The organism is Bowmanella dokdonensis, from assembly GCF_017254865.1.
GTDB lineage: Bacteria > Pseudomonadota > Gammaproteobacteria > Enterobacterales > Alteromonadaceae > Bowmanella > Bowmanella dokdonensis.
Genome location: NZ_JAFKCV010000139.1, coordinates 1 through 394, shown reverse-complemented (window position 1 = coordinate 394; position 394 = coordinate 1). Strand labels below are relative to the sequence as shown.

The following is a 394-nucleotide window of genomic DNA, read 5'->3' as shown; positions in this document are numbered from 1 at the left end:
ATCAATATCTTACTTGTGCCTCTTTGTTAGTATGTAAGCTTGAGGTGCTTTTAGCATGGAGCTACCCCTCTCAGCCTGGCTGAACAACAAGGCGTGCACCTGCTGTTTAGATGACCCACCTGTTGATTATTTTGAGCCAGACATGAATACCCATTCCTTGCCAAAGATGCTGAAGAAGCTGTTTCGCCTGAGTGCTGATGGCACGCAAATAAGTTTGCACACCAAAAGAGGTGTGATGACAAGCTTATTGGCGGTGATTATGTTGATATTGTGTTTACCGTCGGTGCTACTGAGCCTGGTGCTTGACGGCAATGACAGAATCTTCTTTATTGCTACGGCTTTACTCAGTGGCGCTGCCTGCTTGTATCTTTTTAGTCAATCGCATCGGCTGGTC

General features: G+C 46.2%; 1 protein-coding gene. It reads left to right on the top strand.

Annotated features, from left to right (window positions below; all coding sequences use genetic code 11):
* Nucleotides 1-55 precede the first annotated feature (55 nt).
* Nucleotides 56-394 (top strand): hypothetical protein (locus J0A66_RS21915; protein ID WP_206575962.1); only part of this gene is annotated, 339 nt, incomplete at its 3' end.